Annotated in this window: 16 protein-coding genes; 7 read left to right on the forward strand and 9 right to left on the reverse strand. The window is 42.9% G+C overall.

Annotated features, from left to right (window positions below; translation table 11 throughout):
• Positions 1 to 18 precede the first annotated feature (18 nt).
• Together QVP90_RS02815 and QVP90_RS02820 are read left to right on the forward strand one after the other, a co-directional pair.
• Positions 19 to 1,290 (forward strand): PKD-like domain-containing protein, encoded by a 1,272-nt coding sequence (locus QVP90_RS02815; RefSeq protein ID WP_007481492.1) that lies wholly within the window; start codon positions 19 to 21, stop codon positions 1,288 to 1,290.
• Positions 1,291 to 1,304: 14 nt separating this feature from the next.
• Complete coding sequence (locus tag QVP90_RS02820) at positions 1,305 to 3,884, forward strand: DUF5074 domain-containing protein (protein ID WP_005929721.1); 2,580 nt, start codon at positions 1,305 to 1,307, stop codon at positions 3,882 to 3,884.
• A gap of 161 nt (positions 3,885 to 4,045) precedes the next feature.
• On the opposite strand, the gene QVP90_RS02825 is transcribed toward QVP90_RS02820, so the two are convergent.
• The 7 genes from QVP90_RS02825 to QVP90_RS02855 all read right to left on the reverse strand — a co-directional run bounded on the left by QVP90_RS02825 (position 4,046) and on the right by QVP90_RS02855 (position 11,315).
• The gene (locus tag QVP90_RS02825) at positions 4,046 to 5,281 is read right to left on the reverse strand and encodes a sodium ion-translocating decarboxylase subunit beta (RefSeq protein ID WP_005929719.1); all 1,236 of its coding nucleotides are present in this window, start codon (positions 5,279 to 5,281) and stop codon (positions 4,046 to 4,048) included.
• Positions 5,281 to 7,110, reverse strand: a complete 1,830-nt coding sequence (locus tag QVP90_RS02830; protein ID WP_005929716.1) for a biotin/lipoyl-containing protein — start codon at positions 7,108 to 7,110, stop codon at positions 5,281 to 5,283. The genes QVP90_RS02825 and QVP90_RS02830 overlap by 1 nt, the downstream gene beginning before the upstream one ends.
• A gap of 19 nt (positions 7,111 to 7,129) precedes the next feature.
• Complete coding sequence (locus tag QVP90_RS02835) at positions 7,130 to 7,387, reverse strand: OadG family protein (RefSeq protein WP_005929713.1); 258 nt, start codon at positions 7,385 to 7,387, stop codon at positions 7,130 to 7,132.
• 269 nt (positions 7,388 to 7,656) lie between these two features.
• Positions 7,657 to 9,231: a peptide chain release factor 3 gene (locus QVP90_RS02840; protein WP_007481490.1), complete on the reverse strand. Its 1,575-nt coding sequence runs from the start codon at positions 9,229 to 9,231 to the stop codon at positions 7,657 to 7,659.
• Between the two features lie 8 nt (positions 9,232 to 9,239).
• On the reverse strand, positions 9,240 to 10,094 hold the full coding sequence (gene rfbD / locus QVP90_RS02845; protein ID WP_005929706.1) for a dTDP-4-dehydrorhamnose reductase: 855 nt from the start codon (positions 10,092 to 10,094) through the stop codon (positions 9,240 to 9,242).
• Between the two features lie 3 nt (positions 10,095 to 10,097).
• Complete coding sequence (locus tag QVP90_RS02850; RefSeq protein WP_021935595.1) at positions 10,098 to 10,640, reverse strand: DUF4924 family protein; 543 nt, start codon at positions 10,638 to 10,640, stop codon at positions 10,098 to 10,100.
• 21 nt (positions 10,641 to 10,661) lie between these two features.
• On the reverse strand, positions 10,662 to 11,315 hold the full coding sequence (locus QVP90_RS02855) for a LysE family translocator (RefSeq protein ID WP_005929702.1): 654 nt from the start codon (positions 11,313 to 11,315) through the stop codon (positions 10,662 to 10,664).
• A 276-nt stretch (positions 11,316 to 11,591) separates the two neighbouring features.
• Here QVP90_RS02855 and purL point away from each other — a divergent pair, with 276 nt between their 5' ends.
• The 4 genes from purL (at position 11,592) to QVP90_RS02875 (ending at position 20,935) form a co-directional block, all read left to right on the forward strand.
• Positions 11,592 to 15,296 carry a phosphoribosylformylglycinamidine synthase gene (purL, locus tag QVP90_RS02860; RefSeq protein WP_005929699.1) on the forward strand — a complete coding sequence of 1,235 codons (3,705 nt, stop codon included), beginning with the start codon at positions 11,592 to 11,594 and terminating at the stop codon, positions 15,294 to 15,296.
• A gap of 295 nt (positions 15,297 to 15,591) precedes the next feature.
• Positions 15,592 to 19,599, forward strand: coding sequence for a hybrid sensor histidine kinase/response regulator transcription factor (locus QVP90_RS02865; RefSeq protein ID WP_005929696.1), 4,008 nt, complete (start codon positions 15,592 to 15,594; stop codon positions 19,597 to 19,599).
• Positions 19,583 to 20,116 (forward strand): chromate transporter, encoded by a 534-nt coding sequence (locus QVP90_RS02870; RefSeq protein ID WP_005929693.1) that lies wholly within the window; start codon positions 19,583 to 19,585, stop codon positions 20,114 to 20,116. The genes QVP90_RS02865 and QVP90_RS02870 overlap by 17 nt, the downstream gene beginning before the upstream one ends.
• A 270-nt stretch (positions 20,117 to 20,386) precedes the next feature.
• Positions 20,387 to 20,935: a chromate transporter gene (locus QVP90_RS02875; RefSeq protein WP_021935596.1), complete on the forward strand. Its 549-nt coding sequence runs from the start codon at positions 20,387 to 20,389 to the stop codon at positions 20,933 to 20,935.
• 108 nt (positions 20,936 to 21,043) lie between these two features.
• Here QVP90_RS02875 and QVP90_RS02880 read toward each other — a convergent pair whose 3' ends face one another.
• Together QVP90_RS02880 and QVP90_RS02885 are read right to left on the reverse strand one after the other, a co-directional pair.
• Positions 21,044 to 22,549 (reverse strand): glycoside hydrolase family 10 protein, encoded by a 1,506-nt coding sequence (locus QVP90_RS02880; RefSeq protein ID WP_005929689.1) that lies wholly within the window; start codon positions 22,547 to 22,549, stop codon positions 21,044 to 21,046.
• A 60-nt stretch (positions 22,550 to 22,609) separates the two neighbouring features.
• Positions 22,610 to 24,547, reverse strand: coding sequence for a sensor histidine kinase (locus tag QVP90_RS02885; protein ID WP_005929686.1), 1,938 nt, complete (start codon positions 24,545 to 24,547; stop codon positions 22,610 to 22,612).
• Positions 24,548 to 24,726: 179 nt separating this feature from the next.
• Here QVP90_RS02885 and QVP90_RS02890 point away from each other — a divergent pair.
• Positions 24,727 to 26,606, forward strand: a 1,880-nt coding sequence (locus QVP90_RS02890) for an excinuclease ABC subunit UvrA (RefSeq protein WP_288203851.1), incomplete at its 3' end; no start/stop codon positions are given.

Consider the following 26,606-nt stretch of genomic DNA (forward strand, 5'->3'; position numbering starts at 1 on the left):
TATAAAAACCTTACCTATATGATTCATTATCAAGTTCACCGGTTAACTGCCGGCCTATTAGTAAGTATTTTTTTCTATATCGGTACAACTTCCTGTTCCGAAGATCCCGAATTACCCAGCACAGTAACCACTGATGATGGGAATATTACAATCAACATACCAGAAGGAGGGTTTCAAACTCCGCGCTGTAAAGTACTTTCCATCCTCCCTTCTATATCCGGAAATAACCAATACAACATGCAATGGAGTATAGGTGATTCTGTTATTTCTACACAAGAAGAGTTAGAGTTTATAGCTTTGGATCCCGGAAAATATTCGATTACTCTAAAAGTAATTAATGAAGAGCAAAAAGCCAGTACATTAAACTTTCCCATTACTGTAAACCAAGAAGAAACCACCTACTCTCCTTACATAACTTCTGTGCCAGAATATAAGCCTGCACCTGGGCAATTCATAAACGAGCTTCCTAAATATGAAATAGGCGACACACAAAGCACAATGAACCGAAAAGCACTCGAGTCAATCGGTTATAACACACGAATATTAATAAGTTTAGGAGGATATGGCGGTTACGTAATCTGTGGTTTTGATCATACTATTGTAAATGTGCCCGGAAAATATGATTTTAAAGTTCTGGGAAATGCCTTTTATGCAAATTCCAATCCGAATCCAAATGCTCCCGAAGAAGGTGGAAGTTGTGAACCAGGAATTGTTATGGTAGCTTACGACCGAAATAAAAACGGTATTGCCGATGATGACGAATGGTATGAATTGGCAGGAAGCGAATATAACAAAGAGGAAACCATCAAAAATTACAAAATAACTTATTATCGTCCAGACGAAGGTCACGAACCTGTTGAAGCACCGGAAGACGAACAATTCTGGAATATAGATGCCGAATATATTTTATGGACAGACAACCAGCAGCAAGGAGGATATATTTATAAAAATAGATATCACAAACAAGAATACTACCCTCTATGGATAGAAGATGCTGAAATGGAATTCGAAGGTACTCTTCTTCCCCAAAACGCCAAAGATGAAAGCGGAATCGGTAAATATTGGGTATTATATGCTTACCCTTGGGGATATGCCGACAATGGACTCAACAAAGAAGATACATCAAATTTCAAAATAGAATGGGCTGTGGACAAACAGGGAAATCCAGTACACCTGCCTGGTGTGGATTTTATAAAAATATATACAGGAGTCAATCAATACTGCGGATGGTTAGGAGAAACATCTACCGAAGTAATGGGAATCAATGACTTACATTTACTAAATCAATAATTAATTTGTTATTTATGAAAAATATATTATTTCTATTTTTAGCCATTACTGTCTGCGCAACCATACAAGGAGGAGTTCTTTCAGAACGACAAATAATAACAGAAGAAACATCCGTTAGCGGCCAATTTACCTCAAATGAGCCAACAACAATCAGCGTCACTTTACCTGAGACATTAAATACTATTCTCAGTGATGAACCACCGACAATTACTGCTATCATATCAGGAGAGACTGATATGCCTAAAGGGTATAACCTCAGTTGGTATATATGCGATAAAAATGGTAATACAGATACCTCCAAAACTATTTTGACTCAAGTAAGTAAAGGATCAGACGGGAAAAAAGGTACATTGGTCTTTGCAGGAGGAATAGGCATTACTTACATTAAAGCTGTTATTATAGATAAAAATACTTGGATAAAATATGAATCCAATTTATGTTGCGTAACGGTAGGAGCACCGAAAAAAACAATTACCGATCTCCGTTTCGAAAAAGAAATGATCACGGCCGGTATACGAGAAAATATAGTAAACCAATTAATCATCTCTCCTCAAGATGCCACATTTACTCAGATTTCTTATGAAAGTAGCAATTCTGAAATAGTACAAGTAACCAAAACCGGTACAGTAACTACAAAAGAGACAGAAGGACAAGCCACTATAACAGCCAAAAGTCTGTATCCAACAGGAGAAAATGCCATAATTGCATCCTATACAGTCAACGTTACCAACAACCATCCTGTAACTGAAATTCAATTAGGAACCGATGGAAAAATCGAAATAGAATATAAAGACATATACCGTCCCACTCCAATCATTTTACCAGAGAATGCAACTGTAAAAAAGGTAAAATATACCATTAAGGACAACGAGATAGCTAGTTTTTATCAAGACAATATCGTAGCACACAAAATAGGTGAAACGACCCTCACCGCTACTGCCCAAGACAATAGTGGAGTATCTGTTACAGTCCGATTAATAGTCAAAGACTTAGATCGTACCCCTTATGACGGATACCAGGATGGAACATTTATTCTGAACGAAGCTTGGTATGGACACGAAAACGGAGATATGAATTTTCTTACAAAAGATCAAGAATTAATGTATCGTGTTTATGAACGAGAAAACAAAGGAGAAGCTTTCGGTGCAACGTCATGTTACGGAATTGTTTATGGAGGTAATCTATATGTTACATCCAAACAAGAAGAAGATGCAGGCGATCCTAATCCCGGTGGTGGACGTTTAGTAATAATGGATGCCAAAACTTTGAAAAAAATAAAAGGATTCGAAACGATAGGTGGAGGCGATGGCCGTTCGATTGTTGGCGTAAATCCTAATAAAATATATCTTGGCACAACAAAAGGAGTTGTCGTTTTTGATGTCAAAAACATGAAAGTCGGGAACATTATCGAGGGAACTCAAGGTATTGACTTATATAATGGACAAATAGGAGACATGATAAAAGCTGGAAAATATGTGTTTGCAATCCAGCAAGACAAGGGAACAAATATCATCGATACAGAAACTGACCAACTTATAAAATGTATTGAAAATGTAAACATACAAGGTATCACACAGAGCTTCGACGGAAATGTTTGGTTAGCATCCAGTACAACCCTGGACTGTTTAAATCCAGAAACATTAGAAATTGAAGAAACATTAAATCTTCCTCAAGGTGCAGAAATCACTTGTTCATGGGGTGCATGGAGACCGACCCCATTCTGTGCAAGTCGTACAAAAAACAATCTCTACTGGAATGGTGGAAGTAACATAATGGAAGGAGGCTCAAACTATTATTGTTACGAAATAGGAACTGAAATTAATAATCTTAAGCCCTTATTTACAATCTCAGAACTTGAAGGATCGGCACCCGAGACGAAACAAACAACTTATGGAACCCTTCGGTATGATGATCGTACTGACGAATTATTGATAATGACAACTCAAAGCGGAGGTAGCACTAACTATGAACACAACTGGATACATATCGTAAATGGTACCAGTGGAGAATTGAAAAAGACACTCAAATTGAAACAATATTATTGGTTCCAAGCAATACCGATCTTCCCTGATAAATATGCACCAGAAATAAATAATTTGGAAGAATCATTATCACTAAAGATTAATGATGGAACCCAAAAAATAAATTTAGCAGGAAAAATTACAGATAAAGATAACTTGGCATATAACATTACCAAAACGTTGAAAAACATAGGCAATGAAACAATAGCCACAGCAACTTTAGAAAACAACTTATTGGTAATTACTCCTAAATCTGCTGGAGAAACTACTATAACATTAGCTGTCGAATCTAATGGTGTAATTACAGAGCAACCAATCCACATAACTGTATCCAAAGGTACCGGAATCAACGATATAGAAACACCAAAAGCCGTTTACAGTAAAGATAATCAAATCATAATATATGGATACGAGGGGTATCAGTTTGTCTTATATGATGAAAGTGGAAAAGCCGTAAGTACTTTTCAAAGCACAAACAAAAACTTTTCTATCAAACCAAATATTCCCAGCGGCTTGTATATTCTGAAAGGTAACAATGCGACTGAATGTATTAGTTATAAAGTAATGCTTTGATAAATTAAAGAAAAGTCTTTTTTAAATATAGAGTAAAAGCACCTATAATAAACAAAATACAGTAGAAATCCGGAATATAAGAGAACAATTTCAACGATTCATGAAATCCTCATATATTCCGGATAATTTTTCTTATAAAACAAGGGTAATATTAAAAATATTTACGCCAAGAACGAAATCAGCACTCCCGCAGCCACGGCCGAGCCGATAACCCCGGAAATATTACTTGCCATGCAATACTGCAACACATGATTTTTCGAATCGTACTTCAAAGCTATTTCATTTGCCACACGGCTGGCCATAGGTACGGCACTCAGTCCGGTAGCACCGATCAGCGGATTGATCTTTTTCTTGGAGAAGAGATTGAACAGCTTCACAAAAAGAATACCTCCGGCAATACTTAATGCAAAAGCAAGGAAGCCGCCCACTACGATACCGATTGTTGTCCAATTCAAGAAAGCCTCCGTAGTCATGGTTGCACCTACCGAGAGCCCGAGGAAAATGGTAGCTGCATTCATGATGCTATTAGAAGCGGCATCAAACAGACGGAACGTATTGCTACCGATCTCTTTCACCAGATTACCGAACATCAACATACCGATCAAAGGCACGGCACTCGGCACAAAAAGGGCAACAACCGTAGTCACCACAATCGGGAAAACAATCTTCAAAACGCGCAGATTCTTGATCTCAGTCTTTGAAGGATACTTCTTCTCCTCCTCCTTCATATTGATGCTCAACTCTTTCTTACTGCAAAGCAGACGGACTACCATCGGAATAATTACCGGTACCAAAGCCATATAAGAATATGCAGCAATAGCAATCGGCCCCAACAGATGCGGAGCTAACTTAATAGTGGTAAAGATGGCCGTAGGACCGTCAGCACCACCGATAATACCTAATGAAGCGGCTTCTTTGGGAGTAAATCCCATCAGGATAGCCACTAACAGCACTGTAAAGATGCCCAACTGAGCGGCTGCTCCGAATATAGAGAGATGCAGATTGCGCAACATCGGACCGAAATCGGTCAATGCACCTACACCCATAAAAATAATCGGCGGCAGAAAGCCGGTCTTTATCAACATATAATAGATGAAGTTCATCAATCCCAATTCATGGGCAATGTCGTGTAAGGGCATTTCCCAAATGCTCTTCATCACACCGTTCACCATCACCATACCGTTTTCGTCCGCTTGGATCACTCCCATATCACCGCCCGGAAAGTTGGCAAGCAACACACCGAAAGCGATGGGCACCAATAACAATGGTTCATACTGTTTCTTAATGCCCAGATAGAGCAGAACGAAAGCGATGGCGTACATTATCAGAAACTGCGGTTCGGCAATGATATTGCTGAAAGCAGTCATGTCGTATAAGTTCTCAAATATCTCGTTCATTATCCTATCTTCATTAATACATCATCTTCAGAAACAGTATCTCCCGGATTGACACAAATAGCTGTCACCGTGCCACCGAATTCCGCACGGATAGCATTGTAGGTCTTCATGGCTTCCACATAGCAGAGTACATCACCCTCCTTCACCGCATCACCTACTTTCAAAGCCGTCTCCTGTGCATTTTTCACCAAGAAGAATTTTCCTTCCAATGGAGAAAGTACATCTTTGCCCTCTCCTGCCGGAGCAGTGGCTGCCGGCGCAACAGGGAGTTCGGCATCACCGTAAGCCACCGTAACACGATAAGCTTGTCCGTCTACTTGTACGGTGAGAGTTTTCGGTTTGGCGTCTTCCAACGGAGATTTATCCCGTTCGGTACGACGCTTGGCAACATCTTCCAGGAAGTCTTCTTTCGCTTTGCCACTTTTATAAGCCTCGTATTGTGCAGGATGCATGGCATATTCAAAGAGTTCCTCATCGTCCTGCCCTGTCTCCCACTTCTGCTCTTTCATCAATTTACGATATTTATCGAGCGCATCGGGATAGTTATCCTGCGGATTGCCATCGAAGAACTTACGGCCTTCGCGTTCGGCTTTCTCGATAATTTCGGGAGCCAATTGCCCCGGCAGACGTCCTGCTTTACCCAAAATCATATCCCAGATATCATCGGCAATCATTCCCCAACGGTCTTTACCTTTCTCCATAGCGATCACGTTCATCATAGCCAGATTCTTGACGTATTGGCTGAACGGCGTCACCAAAGGAGGATAGCCCACACGGGGCCATACATAAGCCACTTCGTTGAACAGTTTGATAAGCAGTTGATCCTGCGTCATAAAGGGCAGATTGTGTTTCGCTTTGTATTTGTTGATAGACTCTAAATTAGTTTCCAAATCGGCCATAAGGCTGCCCATCATACCACCCGGGAGCCCGGGAGCAATCAGTAGAGAATTCATCAGGCGGTTCTTCGGACTGATGTAGAGACCGAGAAAATCGTCCATAAATTCCTGCACCAAAGCACGTACTTTCATGTAAGCCTCCATATTGATCTCCGGCACCTGGAATCCTGCATCTTTCAGCATGGCCTGCACACTGAGCAGATCGGCATGTCCGGTTCCCCACGAGAGGGGTTCCATCCCTACGTCGATATAGTCGCATCCGGCTTCACAGACTTCGAGAATGCTTGCCATATTGAAACCGGGCCCGGCATGGCTATGATACTGAATGGGGATTTCGGGATGCGCAGCCTTGATATTGGCTACTATTTTACCCAAAGAAACGGGACGGCCGATGCCTGCCATATCCTTGATACAAATTTCATCGGCTCCCAATTTGATTAATTCCAAAGCCATGTTGGTGTAATACTCCACCGTGTGAATGGGGGAATGGGTAATGCAGAGCGAGCATTGCGAAATCATACCGGCATCGTGGGCGTAGGTAATAGAGGGAGCAATGTTACGGACATCATTCAATCCGCAGAAAGTACGTGTGATGTCAGTACCCTGAGCTTTCTTTACCTTATAGAAGAGTTTACGCACATCGGCAGGAACAGGACTCATGCGAAGTCCGTTGAGAGCACGATCGAGCATATGAGTTTGTATACCGGCTTCGTGGAAAGGTTTTGTCCAGTCACGGACAGCACGGTTGGGATTTTCACCAAATAAAAGATTTACTTGTTCAAAACCACCGCCATTGGTTTCAACACGGGCAAAACATCCCATTTCGATAATAGCAGGAGCTACTTTAACGAGCTGGTCTACACGGGGTACATACTTTCCGGCACTCTGCCACATGTCTCTGAAAACCAAGCTGAATTTGATTTCTTTTTTCATATTCCTAATTAGTTGTGTTTTACAATTTTTCTACTTTCGATACTTTACCCTTGCCTTGGGTTACTACATTGACGGCGGCAGTAATGGCAGCTAAGATATTACCGGGAATAGCCGCAGGAACGCGGGAAGCCTGTTTGGCAGGTACGACTTCTTCCGGAGCATATTTGTTGACCAACGAAATCAATAGTTTACCCAGATAAATGACGATAAGTAAAATTACGAACACAGTAGCCATACCGACTACCATCAGCAAAAACGCTGTTTCTAAGTTTTCCATATAATAAATTATTAGTTGTTTGATCGATTTTTCAAAAAATCGTTCGAAATTACCAATAAAAGAAGAAAAAATAAAGGAGGAAAAGAATAAAAAAAGCTAAATCGCAATTAGAAATAATGTGCCAATAGGACAATGTGCCAATGTGACAATATGCCAATAAAAAGAATGCGTTAATGAGATAATGGGATAATATACCAATGTGCCAATCAGCATTCGCTATAACAGCGCAGCTAATTGGCACATTGGCATATTCTCCTATTGGCACATTATTAAAACTCGCTCGTGAAATGGAATTTGATGTTCTTAAAATCTATTTGTGCCATTTGCAATACATAATTGGAGTCGGCAAGGAACACATCGCGCCCTTCACGGTCTTTTGCCATGTATTGATATTTGCGCTTCTTGAAAGCTTCCAGTTCTTCGGGATCATCACTTTCAATCCAGCAGGCTTTATAAAGGCTTAGCGGTTCCCAACGGCACGAAGCGTTATATTCATTGAGCAGACGATATTGGATTACCTCAAACTGGAGTTGCCCCACCGTACCGACGATTTTGCGACCGTTGAACTGATTGACGAACAACTGTGCCACACCCTCGTCCATCAACTGATCGATACCTTTGGCAAGTTGTTTCTGTTTCATCGGATCGGCATTCTCTATGTATTTGAACATCTCCGGAGAGAAACTGGGTAATCCACGGAAATGCAATTGCTCGCCCTCTGTCAGCGTATCACCGATTTTGAAAGTTCCGTTATCCGGCAGACCGATAATATCACCGGCATACGCTTCATCAATTGTCGTTTTGCGCTGCGCCATAAACTGGGTAGGCGATGAAAAACGCATCGTCTTGCCATGACGCACGTGCAAATAGGGTGCATTACGCGTAAACTTACCCGAACAGATTTTACAGAAAGCGATACACGAACGGTGATTCGGATCGATATTGGCCGTAATCTTAAAAACGAATCCGGTAAACTTCGGTTCATCCGGTTCCACCTCACGCTCCTCGGCCTGCACAGGACGGGGACTCGGAGCAATCTCTACGAAACAGTTCAAAAGTTCCTGAACACCGAAGTTATTCAATGCCGAACCGAAAAACACAGGAGCGCATTCTCCTGCCAGATAAGTCTCGTTATCGAATTCAGGATAAACACCTTCAATCAATTCCAGATCACCACGTAGTTTATCTGCCAGTGTTTCACCAATCTGCTTGTCCAGTTCATCGCTGTTGATATCGACTTCCACTTTCTCCGTCACCACCTGTTTCGAGGGTTGATAAAGATCTAACTTATTCTCATATATATTATATACGCCTTTAAAACGCGGTCCCTGCTCTATCGGCCAAGAAAGCGGACGTACCTGAATCATCAGTTCTTCTTCCAGCTCATCGAGCAGATCGAACGGATCTTTTCCCTCTCGGTCCATTTTATTGACGAAGATGATAACAGGCGTATTACGCATGCGGCATACCTCCATCAACTTACGCGTTTGCGTCTCCACACCTTTGGCACCGTCCACCACAATGATAACACTGTCTACGGCAGTCAGTGTGCGATAAGTATCTTCGGCAAAGTCTTGGTGACCCGGGGTATCGAGGATGTTAATCTTATAATCACGGTAGTCAAACTCCATCACGGAGGTGGTTACCGAAATACCACGCTGTTTCTCGATCTCCATCCAGTCCGAGGTTGCCGTCTTTTTGATTTTATTACTTTTCACCGCACCGGCCACCTGTATCTGTCCACCAAAAAGCAATAACTTTTCTGTCAAAGATGTCTTACCGGCATCCGGGTGCGCAATAATAGCGAATGTCCGCCTTCTTTGTATTTCTGTATTTTCTGTCATATTGTAAATTAGTCATTCAATAGTGCCACGCAACGCGCAAGGCTCTCTTCCCAATGTGGGATTTCAATATCGAAAGTGGTTTTAATCTTTGTCTTATCCAATACGGAATAGGCCGGACGGGGAGCTTTTGCCGGATAATCCGCCGTATGAAGCGGACGTACTTTGCAAGTGACAATACCCGCCAGACGATGAATTGCCTTCGTAAAATCATACCATGAACAGACACCTTCATCGCTGAAATGATAAATTCCGGGCACTACACCTTTATTTATAATAGCATAAATGGCAGATGCCAGATCGTTGGCATAAGTCGGCGTTCCCACTTGGTCGAAAACAACCCCAAGATTGTCACGCTCACGTCCCAGGCGCATCATGGTCTTTACGAAATTATTTCCATAGATGGAATAAAGCCATGCTGTACGGATTATAACCGCCTTCTCGCATCCTTCGGCAACAGCCTGCTCTCCCGCCAACTTGGTGAAACCATATACGGAAGCCGGACAAGTAGGTTCGTCTTCATTGTAAGGGATGTGAGCTGTTCCATCGAAAACGTAATCCGTAGAAACCTGTATAATGGCGGCACCACGGCTTTGCGCGGCACGCGCCAGATATCCAGGAGCCACATGATTCAGCTTATCACACAATTCACGGTTATCCTCTGCATTGTCTACTGCCGTATATGCGGCACAATTCACGATCACGTCGATTTCATTTTCCGTAACAAATGCACGTACGGCCTGTTCGTCGCAAATATCCAGTTCCCGGACATCGGTAAAAAAATAAATGTGCTGCGGATTCTCTTTGGCAAGCACCTGCATCTCGTTGCCAAGTTGTCCATTGGCTCCGGTTACTAATATTCTCATATATTAATCTTCTAATTTCAATTCTCCTTTTTTATCCTTGTCATAGTAATTGGCCAACAATGACAGGAAACCGCTGATAGCCTCTATCGCCTTTGTCGTTTCGGGGCTGATCTCCTTCTTTTGCAAACGAAGCAACATCACGCCGTACAATGCTTCAAAGCAAGTCTCCAGTTCGGGTTCTTCCTTCCGGCCGTTTTTACTGCGCAATTCCACTATGAAAGGAAGCGCCTTAAAATAAGCGGCATTATAGAATGGGAACTTCGGCGATGCAAGCAAAGCATTATGTAAATCCGTCAGATTGATAATAACGTTCCGATTGATCTGCAAGTGTCCTTTCTCATGCACGTCCTCTTCGCGCATCATCCCGATAAGATTACCGTACCATTCGCGTAAGGCTGGACGCTCTTCTTCCGGATAACGGGAAATGATCGTCTGCTCTACCCGGTCGATATCACAACCATTGGCACGGATCATATCCTCTACCTGCCACATATATATAAGGTATTCGGCAATATTCTTTTCTTTCAACTGTCCTGCTATCTTCATTTCTTCAATTTTCCTTTATTATCAATAAATCGATTCTCCGAGCAGCGTGTACACTAACCCTACTGCCGATACCAGCATAACAATACTGCCTATGATGCGGTTCAATATCCAGATACCCCGCAGATTGAATTTCTTGCGCACTTTATTAACAAAAAAAGTGATTCCGAACCACCAGACCAATGCACCGATAGCGATCGCCAGATAACCGGTAATGGTTTCGAAAAGCAAAACCCCGGGCTGCAGGAAAGCAAAACGGGCAAAAAGACCGATAAAGAGAAAGATTATAAGAGGATTGGAAAGTGTGACGGCAAATGCCGTAACAAAATTATGGAAATAAGAGCCTTTATTAGTGGATGCCGGACGAATGGACTTGACCGGATTACTGCGAAACGTATAAATTCCGAAGACAAGCAACATAATGCTTCCCAACAGTTGCAAATAGAAAATATTTTTATCGATATAATCAAAAATAAAACTCATCCCGTATCCGGTAAGAAGCGCATAGGCAATATCGCTCAAAGAAGCTCCCAAACCTGTCACAAAGCCATACCAACGTCCTTTGTTCAGGGTACGCTGGATACACAGGACTCCGACCGGTCCCAACGGAGCAGAGACAATAACGCCGATAGCAAAGCCCTTTATTAATATATCGAGAATTGTTCCTATCTGATTCATGTCGCAAATATCGCACTTTTTTATGAGACAGTCATAGGTTCTTAACGTTTTTTCGATAGGGTTGATACGATAATCGGGAAAAGTGCCGTACTTATCCCACCCGGGCACTGTCGGAAAACTCCACCTGATCCCTCCATGAAAAAAACACGCATAACTTCCAGATACCAATGAATTTGTTTATCTTTGCACCGCAAGAAAGAGAGAAAGGAGCCTGTCTTCAACACCATGAAGAAGCTTTGATCGTAAATCGTAAATTGTAAATCGTAAATATAAAACATGATTCTTTTTTTCAGAACCCCTTCCAAGAGTGTGATTGCCGTAGAGAGCAACCACCCGCTCGCCCCGGACGATAGTGACAAACTTTGCTGGCTTTTTGGAGAAGCTAAAGCGGAAAGTGAAGAAAACCTGAAAGGCTGTTTCGTAGGCCCGCGCCGCGAAATGATTACCCCTTGGAGTACAAATGCCGTAGAGATCACCCAAAACATGGGTATCGAAGGTATCAGCCGCATCGAAGAATACTTCCCGGTAAAAGACGAAAATGCAGACTACGACCCTATGCTGCAACGCATGTACAAAGGGTTGGATCAGAACGTATTCACCACTAACCGCCAACCGGAACCGATTATCTATATCGAAGATTTAGAAGCGTACAATGAAAAGGAAGGACTTGCTCTTTCCAAGGAAGAAATGGACTATCTGAAAAAGGTAGAAAACGACTTGGGCCGTAAACTGACCGATTCGGAAGTATTCGGTTTTGCACAAATCAATTCGGAACACTGCCGTCACAAAATCTTCGGCGGCACGTTTATCATCGACGGTGTGGAACAGGAATCTTCCCTCTTCCAGATGATAAAAAAGACCACACAGGAAAATCCTAATAAAATAATCTCCGCCTATAAAGACAACGTTGCCTTTGCAGAAGGCCCGGTAGTGGAACAGTTTGCACCGGCCGACCATTCCAAACCAGATTTCTTCCAAATCAAAGACATTAAAAGCGTCATCTCTCTGAAAGCGGAAACACACAACTTCCCCACTACCGTAGAGCCTTTCAACGGCGCATCGACCGGTACAGGAGGTGAAATACGCGACCGTATGGGTGGCGGTAAAGGTTCATGGCCCATTGCCGGAACTGCCGTTTACATGACATCGTATCCCCGTACGGATGAAGACCGTCCATGGGAAGAAATCCTGCCTGTACGTAAATGGTTGTATCAGACTCCGGAACAAATCCTGATCAAAGCCTCCAACGGTGCCAGTGACTTCGGAAACAAGTTCGGACAGCCGCTTATCTGCGGTTCGGTATTGACTTTCGAACACAAGGAAAACAATGAAATATACGGCTACGACAAAGTAATCATGCTGGCAGGCGGTGTAGGCTACGGCACACAGCGCGACTGCTTGAAAGGACAACCCGAAGCCGGCAATAAAGTAGTCGTAATCGGTGGTGACAATTACCGTATCGGACTGGGTGGCGGCTCGGTATCTTCGGTAGATACAGGCCGTTACAGTAGCGGTATCGAACTGAATGCCGTGCAGCGTGCCAACGCAGAAATGCAGAAACGTGCCAACAATGTGGTACGTGCCCTTTGCGAGGAAGACGAGAACCCGGTAGTGTCCATTCACGACCACGGTTCGGCCGGCCACGTCAACTGTCTGTCGGAATTGGTAGAAGAATGCGGCGGCCTGATCGATATGAGCAAATTACCAATCGGCGACAAAACCCTTTCTGCCAAAGAAATCATAGCCAACGAATCACAGGAACGCATGGGGCTTCTCATCAAGGAAGAAGCTATCGAGCATGTACGCAAGATTGCCGAACGCGAACGTGCTCCGATGTACGTAGTAGGTGAAACGACCGGCGACCATCGCTTTGCTTTCCAACAAGCTGACGGCATACGTCCGTTCGATTTGGCGGTAGACCAGATGTTCGGTTCGTCTCCAAAAACTTACATGATAGACAAAACCGTAGAACGTCACTACGAAATGCCTGTGTATGAACAACCTAAGCTGCACGAATACCTCACCAATGTATTACAGTTGGAAGCAGTAGCCTGTAAAGACTGGCTGACAAATAAAGTAGACCGTTCCGTAACAGGAAAAGTAGCCCGTCAGCAATGTCAGGGCGAAATACAGTTGCCACTAAGCGATTGCGGTGTCGTAGCACTGGACTACCGCGGCGAAAAAGGTATCGCCACCTCTATCGGACATGCCCCGCAAGCGGCATTGGCCGATCCGGCAGCCGGTTCCATTCTCTCTGTCAGTGAAGCACTGACCAATCTGGTATGGGCACCTATGGCCGAAGGTATGGACAGCATTTCATTATCGGCCAACTGGATGTGGCCCTGCCGCTCTCAAGAGGGAGAAGATGCCCGTCTGTACACAGCCGTAAAGGCATTAAGCGATTTCTGCTGTGCTCTGCAAATCAATGTACCTACAGGAAAAGACTCTTTGTCCATGACTCAGAAATATCCCGACGGCGAGAAAGTAATCTCTCCGGGAACCGTGATCGTTTCTGCCGGCGGCGAAGTTTCCGACGTAAAGAAAGTAGTTTCTCCCGTACTGGTAAACAATGAAAAGACAACGCTCTATCATATAGACTTCAGCTTCGATGCACTGAAGTTAGGCGGCTCTGCCTTTGCACAGTCATTAGGTAAAGTAGGCGACGAGGTGCCTTGCGTACAAGATGCCGAATATTTCCGTGATGCATTCTTAGCTGTACAGGAATTAGTGAAAAAGGGTCTGATCCTTGCAGGACACGACATTTCGGCAGGAGGTCTTATCACCACACTGCTCGAGATGTGCTTCGCCAATGTGGAAGGCGGTCTCGACATCAACTTAGACAAAATGAAAGAAAACGATATGGTAAAAATTCTCTTTGCCGAGAATCCGGGTATCGTGATCCAAATTGCCGATAAACATAAAGAAGAGGTGAAAAAAATCCTGGAAGATGCCGGTATAGGCTTCATCAAATTGGGTAAGCCAACCGACGAACGCCACATTCTGGTATCGAAAGACGGGGTTACTTACCAATTCGGTATCGACTATATGCGCGACGTATGGTATGCTTCCTCTTACCTGCTCGACCGTAAACAATCCATGAACGGCTGTGCCAAGAAACGTTTTGAGAATTACAAGATGCAACCTCTGGAATTCGCATTCATGCCGACTTTCAAAGGAAAACTGTCTCAATACGGCATCACACCGGACCGCCGCACCCCAAGCGGTATCCGTGCTGCCATCATCCGTGAAAAAGGAACGAACGGTGAACGCGAAATGGCTTATTCACTCTACTTGGCAGGCTTCGATGTGAAAGATGTGACAATGACCGACCTTATCAGTGGCCGCGAGACACTGGAAGATGTAAACATGATTGTTTACTGTGGAGGTTTCTCCAACTCGGATGTATTGGGCTCTGCCAAAGGATGGGCAGGAGGCTTCCTGTTCAATCCGAAAGCCAAGGAAGCGCTCGACAAATTCTATGCCCGTGAAGACACCCTGTCATTAGGTATCTGTAATGGTTGCCAGTTGATGATGGAATTGGGACTTATCAATCCGGAACACAAAAAGCAAGGTAAGATGCTTCACAACGACTCTCATAAGTTCGAATCCACTTTCATAAGCCTGACCATCCCGACTAACCGCAGTGTGATGTTCGGTTCATTAAGTGGCAGTAAGTTAGGTATTTGGGTAGCCCACGGAGAAGGAAAATTCTCTTTGCCTTATGGCGAAGACAAATACAATGTAGTCGCCAAATATTCGTATGACGAATATCCGGGCAACCCGAACGGTTCGGATTATTCAATAGCGGCTTTAGCCAGTGCAGACGGTCGTCATTTAGCAATGATGCCACACTTGGAACGTGCTATCTTCCCTTGGCAGAACGCATGCTATCCGGCCGACCGCATCCATAGCGATCAAGTAACCCCTTGGATCGAAGCATTCGTTAATGCACGCAAATGGGTGGAAGATAAAATGAAATAATACGACTTTAAAGATTATCCCTCTAAAGATAACATTTTCAAAAGCTGTCACTATATGAAGTGACAGCTTTTTTTACATAATGTTTCAAGCAGGCATTCTCTTTTCCTAAAGTTAAAAGAAGTAACCGTCACAATGTACACAATATACAAAACCTTGTACACTTTAATCAAGTAGAAGTATAAAACAGAATCCTATCTTCCTGATTTATTTTGTTATATCGAAAATACTTCTTAATTTTGTAACACAATCATCCCCCCTTAAAGCTAAGTTTTGTAACTCTAAATGTCTTACTAACATGAAGAAATGGCTTATTATTTTGTTACTATTTCCATTTTCTTGTATAGCGCAAATCTACAAATACATAGGTGTAGAAGATGGGCTGAGCAACAGGCGGGTATATTCTATCCAAAAAGACCGGAAAGGATATATGTGGTTTCTCACTCATGAAGGTATAGACCGTTACAACGGTAAAGAGTTCAAACAATACAAACTAATGGACGGCAAAGAAGAAGTCAACTCTTTACTGAATCTGAACTGGCTATACATCGACACGGAAGGTGTATTATGGGAAATAGGGAAAAAAGGAAAAGTATACCGATACGATAAAGCCCACGACACCTTTGAACTGGTATACAAACTCCCCGTTGTGGAAAACAAAGACATGCCGGCACCTGTCAGCTACAGTTACATCGACAACAGTCATACAATCTGGTTGTGTTGTGAAAAGAGTATCTATCTGTATGATACAAAATCTCAAGACACCACCGAAATAGCCAATGCAATAGACGAAACCATTACGGATATCGCACAAATAGACGAAACACACTTCTTTATAGGTACAGAAAAAGGGATACACTATGCAGAATTGAAACAGGGTACGCTTTCACTCATCCATTGTGATAAATTGGATAAAATCGCAGTACAGATTAATGAATTGTATTTCGATCAGAAAACGAAAAAATTATTTATCGGAACTTTTCAACGGGGTATTTATGTCTATGACATGAATACCAAACAAAGTTTCCAGCCTCAGATAACCCTGACAGACATCAGCATCAATGCCATCAAGCCCTTAAATAACAAAGAACTGCTGATAGCTACCGATGGTGCAGGGGTATTCGAAATGAATATTGACTCCTATCAGGCCAACCCTTATATCGTAGCCGATTATAATAAAAACAATGCCATGAACGGCAATAGTATCAACGATATTTATGTAGACGAAGAAGACCGCATCTGGCTGGCCAACTACCCGATAGGGGTTACCGTACGCAACAATCGCTATTCTGGTTATAACTGGATAAAACACTCCATTGGCAACAAACAATCACTGATTAATGATCAGGTAAACAGTATCATAGAAGATTCCGAAGGCGATCTTTGGTTTGGCACCACTAACGGTATCAGTCTCTACTATTCCAAGACTAAACAGTGGCACTCTTTTCTCAGTTCATTTGAATCCACAAACAATAAAAATCATATTTTTACCACTTTATGTGAGGTAGCCCCCGGCATAATCTGGGCAGGAGGATACAATTCCGGTATGTATCAAATCAACAAAAAAAGTTTATCTGTCGAATATTTCACTCCTTCCCTGTTCTCACATCTGAACATACGCCCGGATAAATATATCCGGACCATTATGAAAGATTCCCGGAATGATATCTGGTCAGGGGGATATTACAATTTGAAACGGATCGACATCACCAAGAAAACGATACGTCTTTATAGCGGTTTGAACTCTATCACCTCCATTGTAGAGAAAGACAGTGCCGAAATGTGGATCGGCACAGCCACCGGATTGTATCTGTTAGACAAAGAATCCGGCGGATTCGAACGCATCAAATTACCGGTCGAGTCAACTTACATATACTCACTGTATCAAGAAGATGGTAACCTCTATATAGGAACCAGTGGTTCGGGATTATTGATATACGATCCGAAAGTAAAACTTTTCACTCATTATCATACGGAAAACTGTGCATTGATATCCAATAATATCTACACCATACTATCCGACCACCATGGTGAGATATTTATCAGTACGGAAAACGGATTGAGCAGTTTCGTCCCAAAACTGAGAACTTTCCATAACTGGACCAGAGAACAAGGTTTGATGACCATTCATTTCAATGCCGAATCAGGTACATTACGGAGCAACGGTTTCTTTGTATTCGGAAGTTCAGACGGAGCGGTAGAATTTCACAAAGACATGAAGATACCGAGAACTTACTCCTCCAAAATGGTTTTCAGTGACTTTAACCTGTTTTATCAGACCGTCTATCCGGGAGACAAAAACTCCCCGCTTCAAACGGATATCGACGATACTCAAGTCCTTAAATTAAAATATAACCAGAACATATTTTCTGTAAAAGTATCGTCCATCAATTACGACTATCCTTCTAATATTCTCTATTCTTATAAGATGGAAGGATTCTACGACGAATGGAGTAAACCAGATGACGAAAACACAATCCGTTTCACAAATCTGAGTCCGGGAGAATATGTATTACACGTGAGAGCCATATCCAACGAGGACAGGAAAATAGTTCTGGAAGAACGGAGTATGAAAATCATCATAGCCCAACCGGCCTGGCTTTCACTGTGGGCATTATTACTTTATGCAGTTGTCTTGGGTCTGATAGGTATCAGCGCTATCCGGCTTATCATGCTGAGAAAACAAAGGAAAGTATCTGATGAAAAGATACACTTCTTCATCAATACGGCACATGATATCCGTACTCCACTGACTCTCATCAAAGCGCCATTGGAAGAGCTGCGGGAAAAAGAACAACTCAGCAAAGACGGCATTGCCAATACCAATACGGCACTACGCAATGTAAACGCATTGTTGCGCCTGACCACCAATCTGATCAACTTCGAACGGGCAGATGTATACTCCTCGGAACTATACATATCGGAATACGAGCTGAATACCTATATGGCAGAAACCTTCAATGCATTCCGCCCCTATGCCACAGTGAAGCATATCAACTTTACGTATGAAAGTAATTTCCGTTACCTGAACGTATGGTTCGACAAAGAGAAAATGGATTCGATATTAAAAAATATCATTTCAAACGCTTTGAAGTACACTCCCGAAAGTGGTAGTGTACATGTATTTGTCTGCGAAAATGACGATACTTGGAGTGTTGAAGTAAAGGATACAGGTATCGGCATCCCGGCAAATGAACAAAAGAAGCTTTTCAAAATACATTTCCGGGGAAGCAATGCCATCAATTCGAAAGTGACAGGTAGCGGTATTGGTCTCATGCTGGTATGGAAACTGGTACACCTTCACAAAGGAAAAATCCATCTAAGCAGTATCGAACACCAAGGATCGATCATCAAAGTAACGTTCCCTAAAGACAATAAACAATTCCGTAAAGCGCATCTGACAACAAAAACCCGCCAGATCGTACAAGACGAACAAGCTATCTACAGTACCAGCGGCACGCCGGACATTTACGAAAAAGCGAAAAAAGAGCATAATGAAAACCAACAGCGTTTGCTGATTGTCGAAGATAATGATGAACTGCGTAACTATTTGGGACATACGCTCTCGGATATGTACACCATACAGATGTGCAGCAACGGTAAAGAAGCACTCACCATCGTAAAAGAATATAAGCCGGAACTTATCATCTCCGACATCATGATGCCGGAAATGCGTGGAGACGAACTGTGTGCAGCAATCAAGAACGATATCGAGACATCACACATTCCAATCATCCTGCTTACTGCATTGAACGATGAAAAGAACATATTGGAAGGACTCAAAATCGGCGCAGACGAATATGTTGTGAAGCCTTTCAACATAGGCATATTGAAGGCAACCATAGTCAATCTGTTATCCAACCGTGCTCTGCTACGTAGCAGATATGCCAACTTAGAACTGAATGACGAGGAAGAGGAAGGAAAATGCCTCAAGTGTTCCGATGATATCGACTGGCAATTTATTGCCACAGTGAAAAAGAGCGTAGAAGAAAATATGGATAATCAAGCTTTCAACGTAGATGTGCTTTGCACATTGCTGAATATGAGCCGTACCAGTTTCTATAACAAAATAAAAGCATTAACAGATCAGGCTCCGGCAGATTATGTCCGCCTAATCCGTCTGAAACGGGCTGCACAACTACTGAGAGAAGGGAAACATTCCATAACTGAAATTGCAGAAATGACAGGTTTCAATGATGCCAAATACTTCCGCGAAGTATTCAAAAAGCATTTCAATGTAAGCCCGAGCAAGTATGCCAGAAAAGAAGAAGAACAGACCAATAAAGAAGATGAACATTTATCTTGAATCATTCGGTATCTTTTTTAAAATAGGTGCCTTTACAATCGGTGGCGGTTATGCGATGGTGCCACTTATAGAAAACGAAATCGTAACCAAACGAAAATGGATTGCTCAAGAAGACTTTGTCGACTTATTAGCCATCTCACAATCGGCACCGGGTATTCTGGCCGTAAATATTTCTATATTCATCGGATACAAATTAAGAGGGATACGGGGAAGTATAATAACAGCATTAGGCACCATACTACCCTCATTCATCATTATTCTGGCCATTGCCTTATTCTTTCATAATTTTAAGGACAATGTTATTGTGGAACGTATATTCAAAGGAATCCGTCCGGCGGTAGTTGCCCTAATCGCTGTTCCAACATTCAGCATGGCAAAGTCCGCCCGAATCAATCGCTATACAATATGGATTCCCATTGTATCGGCATTGCTTATTTGGCTATTAGGCTTCTCCCCCATCTGGATTATCATTGCAGCAGGAGTGGGAGGTTTCTTATGGGGAAAATTAAAACAGTGATTAGCGATAAGTGATACGCAAGCTGCGCTGCAATATTGGCCAATGCTAATCACTACTTGTCATTAATCACTGATTGCTTATTACTAACCAGTTTTGAAGTCTCCCCCCCCCAGCCCTCTCCGTGGGAGAGGGAGCTAAGTTGGTTTTGAATCGATTCAGAAGACAGAAGAACAAAAGAACATATTTCTTGTATAGCCTTTACAGGCAGCTATTTGTTCTTCTGTCTGAAAAAAATAATCAGTTCATGTCTAATCATTAATCACTAACTTTATGATCTATTTACAACTCTTCTATACTTTCTTCAAAATCGGACTCTTTGGTTTCGGAGGTGGATATGCGATGCTCTCTATGATACAGGGAGAGGTGGTGACCCGTTACGGATGGGTCAGTTCTCAGGAATTTACAGATATTGTGGCTATCAGCCAAATGACTCCGGGCCCTATCGGTATCAATGCAGCAACCTATGTAGGATTTACATCAACGGGCAGTGTATGGGGATCAATTATCGCTACCTTTGCAGTAGTACTACCTTCATTTATTTTAATGTTGACAATCAGTAAATTCTTTCTGAAGTATCAGAAACATCCGGTAGTAGAATCTGTATTTAGCGGCTTACGGCCGGCAGTCGTAGGATTACTTGCATCGGCAGCATTGGTACTTATGAATGTAGAAAACTTTGGTTCGCCAACTAAAGATACTTATACATTCGTAGTGAGTGTTATCATCTTCCTAATAGCCTTTGTAGGAACAAAAAAATACAAAGCAAACCCCATATTAATGATTATTGCTTGCGGAATTACCGGACTAATACTTTATTAAAAGAGGGGAGATGGGAGAATGGAGAGGAAAGAAGTACTATGCAGCGTGATAGCACAGCCTATTTCTCCCATCTCCATTCTCCCATCTCCCTTTTTCGATCTCCCTTTATTAGAGTTTTACTTTTTTGCTTACCGATTTAGATTCGTTATGCAAGCGGTCGAGTGCTGTTACGACATAGCGATATTTAGTCTTACCGTTTTCATAAGGCATCTTGTAGAAATTATTACGAGTAACAGCTACAATATGGGAAGGATCTTCAAGATCAACATCTTCTTTGTTATCAAAGCGATAAACCACATACTGAACAGCTTTGTCCATTTCATCCTCTGCTTTCGGAGCAGTCCAGAAAAGCAGATAGCCGTCGGCGGTCCATACCTTCTTTACCTTACGCACTTTATCAGGTGCTTTATTATCCATAAAATCAAAAACAGGAACAAGCGCGGGATATTTGTGATATTCCTGTACCAAAGCATCACGATATTTTCCGGCATTTTCTATTACAGCACTGGCCGGCCATTGGCAACTTCCGCCAATCGTCTGATAGGCACGTTGCAAAGCCATCTTACGCGGTAACTGATTGATTGAAGAATTATCAGGATCGGCATGCTGAACGGTATTCATCACAGACTGCCCGATAAACAGAGGCCGGTTTTCCGTATTCTTTGCCCACCATTTGACCAATGTTTCATAATCGGCACGCGGATGTCCTACTTCCCAATAAATCTGCGGTATATTATAGTCAACCCAACCTTGACGTGCCCAAAGAAGAACATCTGCATACAGATCGTCATAATTCTGCAAACCGTTCGTTTTACTTCCAAGCGGGTCACTGCTTTCATTCCGGTAAATACCAAAAGGACTGATACCGAATTTCACCCACGGCTTTATCTCACGGATCGTCTCATGAATCTTCTTTATCAGAATATTGACATTGCTGCGACGCCAGTCGGCCTTGTTTGAAAAGCCACCGCCATAACGGGCAAAACTGGCATCATCCGGAAAATCCTTACCGGAAATCGGATAAGGATAAAAATAATCATCCATATGAATCGCATCCACATCATAACGGGAAACAATATCGGTAATCACCATACAAATGTGTTTACGGCTTTCGGGCAAAGCCGGATCAAAATACAACTGATTGCCATAAGTAACAAACCACTCCGGATGAATGTTATAAACATGATTGGCAGCCAAATCGTTATTCTGATTGGTTTTCGTCCGATAAGGATTAATCCATGCATGAAATTCCATCCCACGTTTATGACATTCATCAATCATAAACTGCATAGGATCCCAATAAGGAGAAGGCGCCTGACCTTGTATTCCTGTCAGAAAACGGCTCCAAGGTTCCAATTGTGAAGCATACAAAGCATCGGCTTCCGGGCGTACTTGAAAGATAATCGCATTAATACCGGCACCCTGCAAAGAGTTCAGTTGTCCAACAAGCGTCTGCTTTATTTTTTCAGTAGACATTCCTTTAAATTGTCCGTTGACAGTCTGTATCCACGCAGCGCGAAACTCACGTTTCGGATGGGCATTGCCCGGCGTCTGTGCCTTCACTCCTACTGCAAGGAGTAAGGCCAACAAAATAGTAAAGGTTTTCAGATTCATATGTTTATTCTCAATCTATGTATATGACCGCAAAGATAATACAATCTGAATTATCTCCAACTATCCGACAGGCCATTCCACTACAAAACGTGCTCCATCCAGATAAGTCGTATCCAGATATATTTTTCCGTCTACAATATCCATAATCTGACGGGCGACGGCAAGCCCCAGCCCTGTGCCCGGAGTAAAATTATCAACCTTGACGAACCGTTCGAAAATGGATTCTTTATACTGCGCGTCAATGCCCGGTCCGGTATCTTCGACTATAAAACGGACGAGCCGTTTCTGTTTATCCTCCGTATAAGACAGGCGGATGATACCGGTTTCCGTAAATTTTCCGGCATTAGCAAGCAAAGCAAGGAGTACCCGTTTCACCCATGGATAAACAGCCAACATCATTACCGGTGCCAAAGAAGGAACGTATTGCAATTCGACCCCCTCTTTGACGGACGGAAGTATTTCAGAAACACACTCCTTGCAACAGGTATCCACATCAAAAGAACGCTTAGGCATGTCCTCCGTCAGAGAATCCATATCGGCTATATCCACCACATTATTTACCAGATCGAGCAGATAAGCATTACTGCTTTCTATCTGTGCGGCATATTCCCTATTCTCCTCTTCGCTCACACCACCGGCAGCTATTAACGAAGAAAAACCAACAATAGAATTCAGAGGGGTACGAATTTCATGTGTAATATGCTGTATAAAAGAGCTTTTTATCCGACTGGCTTTTACTACAGCCTTATTGGCCGCATCGAGCTTCTTATTCATTGCCAATGTCCGGATATAAAAATAGGAAAGGATGATCAGCAGAATCAGAATACAGGTACTTCCCGTAAGAACGGCAATCAAACGGTTCCGGTTGACTTCGGCACTCAACTCCAACTTCTCCATTTGTAGTTTGTCTACATCAAACTGAATCGTATATTTGCTTAATTTATCGTCCAGTTCTACCGAACGGACAGAATCATTCACCTGATTATAGTAAGTATAGGCTTTACAGGCTTCCTTAAACCGTCTCATAGACTCAAGACATTGTGCTTTAAACAACAAATTGGAAGGATAACAGGCCCCGATAGACTTGTGGTAGTTTTGCAAAGAATCCAGATAAGACAAAACATCGTCAACTTTTCCCATGGTTCGGTAACACATGATTTTGTATCCGAACCATGCATCTTTTGCCGTGCAATCCGGATGTTTCAAATAAAACTCATCAGTCTCATGCAAGTATTTTCCGGCAGCATTTTCTCCCTTACCGGCAAGAGTAGCGATGACACGAAACTGTAAAAAACGCATATAAAGAGGAGCACGCAACTCTTTTCCCGATGTCTTTATTTCCGTGGCAATCTTTTCTAACCGATCGAGGTATGAATGCACGTTTTCATACTCCTGCCGGGCAAGGTAAGTCTGCACAATATTCAAGCAAACCACGTAGGCATCTTCGTAGTATTTGGCTTCCTCAAAAATCTTAAGAGCATTGTTATAATATTCAATACAGAGTTTGACGTTATTACTGAATACCCGATGATTATATCCGATACACATTTCACCGCAGGCTTGCCCGTAACGGCTGTTATTCTTCTCTGCATCTTTACTCAGCAGTTCTGTTTCCGCTATCGCTTCGTCTTGTTTTCCATTTTCGGTCAATCGTTGAATGTAATGACGCCACAACTGATAACGTTCATCCTTTTTATTACGCCTTGTATACCAGTCCATCAGCTCATATCCCACAATTCTCAAACTATCCACTTCGCCCAACCGATAATAATGGTCGAACAGTTCGGAATAAGCCGCTTCCATTTGAATAGAATCATTTAAATCCCGTGCTAACTGCATCCATGCGGTATTCACCGGTACAAATCCACTTTTTCCTAACAAATGCCGGGCACTATCGGCCAAGACTTCCAAATTCTTTGTTTTGTCTATGCTCCGTATAGGGAGGTTATATGCAAAAAGAAGAATGACTAAACAGGAAATAACCCGAATACGTTTCATAAGCCAATTCTTTTATTTTCAAGACTTAATGTCGTGACTAAATTACTGCTTTTATTAACAACCGGTTATGACTTATTTCAAATTATAACATATCTTAACCTGTCGGACAAGTCGCTTCCTGCTACGTCCTGCCGATAAAATCGCTAACTTTGCCGACCATCTATAGAAAGGAACATTATATGTCAGAAAATAACTTCATATCGATCAAAGGAGCCAGAGTTAACAACCTGAAAAACATTGATGTAGATATTCCACGAAACAAACTTGTCGTTATCACCGGACTTTCGGGTTCGGGCAAATCATCACTGGCATTCGATACACTTTACGCCGAAGGGCAAAGACGCTATGTCGAAAGTCTCAGCAGTTATGCCCGGCAGTTTTTGGGACGAATGAGCAAGCCGGAATGTGATTTCATCAAAGGTATCCCTCCTGCGATTGCTATTGAACAGAAAGTAAACAGTCGCAATCCCCGCTCGACCGTAGGTACATCGACCGAGATTTACGAATACCTGCGATTACTGTATGCACGTGTAGGAAAAACATACAGCCCGATAAGCGGTCAGGAAGTAAAGAAACACTCTACGGAAGATATTGTAAACTGTATGCTTTCCTATCCGGAAGGAACACGCTATACTGTACTCACCCAAATACTCCTACGCGAAGACCGTAGTATAGAACAACAATTAGAAATAGACCTCAAACAGGGATTCAACCGGATCGAAGTAAACGGAGAAATGGTCCGTATCGACGAATACAAGCCGGGAACAGAGGACACGGTATACTTATTGGTAGACCGTATGGCGGTGGCCGGCACGAAAGATGCCATCAGCCGTCTGACGGATTCGGCCGAAACCGCTATGTATGAAGGAGACGGCATGTGCATGTTGCGTTTTTATCTGCCGGACGGAACAACCCAATTACATACATTCAGCACTAAATTCGAAGCCGACGGTATCACGTTCGAAGAACCGAACGATCAGATGTTCTCATTCAATTCTCCTATAGGAGCTTGCCCCGTATGCGAAGGCTTCGGCAAGGTAATCGGTATTGACGAGCATCTGGTAGTGCCCAATCGGTCACTCTCCGTTTATGACGGAGCAATCGTATGCTGGCGTGGCGAAAAAATGGGGGAATGGAAAGATATGGTAATCCATAATGCAGAAAAAGCCGGTCTGCCGATATTCACCCCCTATTTTGAACTGACGGACGAACAACGCCGCATGTTGTGGGAAGGAACTAAATATTTCGAAGGTATCCATGCTTTCTTTAAGATGCTGGAAGAAAACCAATATAAAATACAATACCGCGTAATGCTTGCACGCTATAGGGGAAAGACACTCTGCCCCAAGTGCCACGGCACCCGACTGAAACCGGAAGCGGGATACGTTCGTGTAGGCGGACACAGCATATCGGAATTGGTAGACCTGCCGATCACAGAATTAAAAAAGTTTTTCGATACCCTTCAACTGGATCCGCACGACACCGAAGTCGCCCGCCGTATCCTATTGGAGATCAACAGCCGGATCCGTTTTCTCATCGATGTAGGATTGGGATACCTGACACTAAACCGTCTTAGCAATTCGTTATCCGGCGGTGAAAGCCAACGTATCAATCTGGCCACGTCTTTGGGGAGCAGTCTGGTAGGCAGTCTTTATATTCTCGATGAACCGAGCATCGGATTACACAGCCGCGACACCGACCGCTTGATTCATGTATTGCGCGAGTTACAGGCATTGGGCAATACGGTAGTGGTAGTAGAGCACGACGAAGAGATTATCCGTGCAGCCGACTATATTATCGATATCGGTCCGAATGCCGGACGCCTGGGAGGGGAAGTAGTCTACCAAGGTGACATGAAAAATCTGCAAAAAGGCAGCAACAGTCATACCGTACGCTACCTGTTGGGAGAAGAGCAAATTCCCGTACCCGATCACCGCCGTCCCTGGAATAATTACATTGAAATAAAAGGAGCCCGGGAAAATAATCTGAAAGGGGTTGATGTACGTTTCCCATTGAATGTAATGACAGTAGTAACCGGCGTATCCGGTTCGGGAAAGAG

Source organism: Bacteroides sp. CAG:189 (assembly GCF_000432295.1).
Lineage (GTDB): Bacteria > Bacteroidota > Bacteroidia > Bacteroidales > Bacteroidaceae > Bacteroides > Bacteroides salyersiae.